The 2,427-nt window shown below is 69.0% G+C and carries 2 protein-coding genes and 1 pseudogene; all 3 read left to right on the top strand.

The features are described 5' to 3' along the window. Positions 1 to 257: pseudogene (locus JMF90_RS33465) on the top strand (Bcr/CflA family drug resistance efflux transporter); the annotation flags it as partial. A 125-nt stretch (positions 258 to 382) separates the two neighbouring features. Next, the gene (locus JMF90_RS33460; protein ID WP_006479157.1) at positions 383 to 1,057 is read left to right on the top strand and encodes a response regulator; all 675 of its coding nucleotides are present in this window, start codon (positions 383 to 385) and stop codon (positions 1,055 to 1,057) included. Then, positions 1,054 to 2,427 (top strand): sensor histidine kinase (locus JMF90_RS33455; RefSeq protein ID WP_201326031.1); only part of this gene is annotated, 1,374 nt, incomplete at its 3' end. The genes JMF90_RS33460 and JMF90_RS33455, both read left to right, overlap by 4 nt.

The following is a 2,427-nucleotide window of genomic DNA, read 5'->3' as shown; positions in this document are numbered from 1 at the left end:
GTCAGTTCGCGGTGATGCAGCCGTACACGAAGATCGCCGGCACGGCGTCGGGGCTGTTCTTCTTTATCCAGATGGCGATCACGGCCGCGTGCGGCGGCGTGCTGGCGTGGCTATCGGACGGCACCGTGCATCCGATGATCGTCGTCACGGTCGGCGCGAGCGTCGCGTTCGTCGCGGTGGTGGCCGGTTTCCGCGAGCGGCGCGTGACCGGCGACGCGCGCATCGTGGCGCGCAACCAGCCTGCTGCCGAGCGCTGAGTCGCTGCGGCCGGCATCGCGCGCGGCGGCTTCGCGACACCCGCGCAACCCGTGTTTGCGCGAGGCGTGGAGACGGAAAGGATCATGTAATGTAGCGGGCTGTCGCTGACCTTACCGGAATCCCCATGCGTGTGCTGCTCGTCGAAGACAACCCGAACCTGGCCCAGTCGCTGAACGATGCGCTGAGCGCCGCGCGCTTCGCGGTCGATCACATGGCCGACGGCGAGGCGGCGGACCACGTGCTGCGCACGCAGGATTACGCGCTGGTGATTCTGGACCTCGGGCTGCCGAAACTGGACGGGCTCGAGGTGCTGCGACGACTGCGCGCGCGCCGCAACCCGGTGCCGGTGCTGATCCTCACCGCGCACGGGTCGGTCGAGGACCGCGTGAAGGGGCTCGATCTCGGCGCCGACGACTATCTCGCGAAGCCGTTCGAGCTGACCGAACTCGAGGCGCGCGCCCGCGCGCTGATCCGGCGCAGTCTTGGGCACGAGCATTCGCGCGTCGAGTGCGGGCCGCTTTCGTACGACAGTATCGACCGCAGCTTCCATCTCGCGGGCGAGCCGCTGTCGCTCACGCCGCGCGAGCGCTCGGTGCTCGAGGTGCTGATCCTGCGCAACGGCCGCGCGATCAACAAGGACACGCTGTCGGAGAAGATCTTCGGGCTCGACGAATCGGTCAACGCCGATGCGATCGAGATCTACGTGTACCGGTTGCGCAAGAAGCTGGAGAACACGGGCGTCGCGATCGTCACGCTGCGCGGGTTGGGCTATCTGCTCGAAGCGAAGGCGGAAGGATGACCCGCCCGAACCTGCGCGCGCAGGTCGCGCTGTGGCTGCTGCTGCCGCTGCTGGGCCTGCTCGCGCTCGACTCGTGGCTCACGTACCAGCGTGCGATGAGCGCCGCGCACGTCGCGTTCGACCGCACGCTGTCGTCGTCGCTGAAGTCGATCCGTGAAGGCGTGCGGCTCAACGACGGCGAGATCGAGGTCGACCTGCCGTATCTCGCGCTCGAAATGCTCGAATCGAGCGACGGCGGCAAGATCTACTACCTGATCCGCGAGGACAACGGCCACACGATCACCGGCTATCCGGACCTGCCGCTGCCGCAGGGCCGCGACGCGGGCGACGGCGCGTTGTTCGTCACGCGGTACTACGACGTCGTGTATCGCGGCGAACAGTTGCGGATGGCCGCACTGCGCATCCCGGTGCACGACGTGCCGACCGCGCAGTCGCGCATCGTGTGGGTGATGGTCGGCGAGACGATCGAGGCGCGCCAGGCGCTCGCGCGCGAGATCCTGATCGGGTCGCTGTTGCAGGAAGGGCTGCTCGTCGTGCTGGCGCTCGGGATCGTGTGGCTCGGCGTCGGCCGCGGGCTGCGGCCGCTGAACCGGCTGTCGGCCACCGTCGCCGCGCGCAGCGAGGACGACACGACGCCGCTCGACACGGGCGCGATGCCGAGCGAACTCGCGCCGCTCGTCGATTCGATCAACCAGTACATCGGCCGCACGCAGCGGATGCAGGTGGCGCGGCGGCGCTTCTTCGCCGATGCGGCCCATCAGTTGAAGACGCCGCTCGCGGCCGTCCAGGCGGGCGTCGAACTCGCGCTGCGGCCGGACGAGCAGCCGCGCGCGAACGTGCATCTGCGGCGCGCGAACGGCGCGGTGCGGCAGGCCGCGAAGATCGTCCAGCAACTGCTGTCGCTGTCGCGGCTCGATTCGGACAGCGGTCATGCGGTCGCGCACAAGCCGGTCGCGCTGCACCGGCTTGCCCGCAGCGTGACGCTCGACTGGTCGCCCGTCGCCCGCGCGCGCGACATCGATCTCGGCTTCGAACACGAAGCCGACGTCGACGTGCTCGGCCAATCCGACTTGCTCGGCGAGATGATCGGCAACCTGATCGACAACGCGATCCGTTATGCGGGCGACCATGCGGTGATCACGGTGCGTATCTCGCGCGACGGCGAACAGGCGCGGCTCGACGTGATCGACAACGGGCCGGGCATTCCGGCCGACGAACGCGACGCGGTGTTCGAGCGCTTCCATCGCGGCAGCAAGACGCAGACGGTCGAAGGCACCGGGCTTGGGCTGTCGATCGTGCGGGAAATCGCGCGCGTGCATCAGGGCAGCGTGACGCTGGCCGATGCGGCCGGCGGCGGCCTCGTCGTGACG

The sequence above is a fragment of the Burkholderia sp. E168m23 genome, assembly GCF_016586125.1.
GTDB classification, from domain to species: domain Bacteria; phylum Pseudomonadota; class Gammaproteobacteria; order Burkholderiales; family Burkholderiaceae; genus Burkholderia; species Burkholderia orbicola.
Note: the sequence above shows the minus strand (reverse complement) of the source record. Positions and strands in the feature narration are given on the sequence as shown.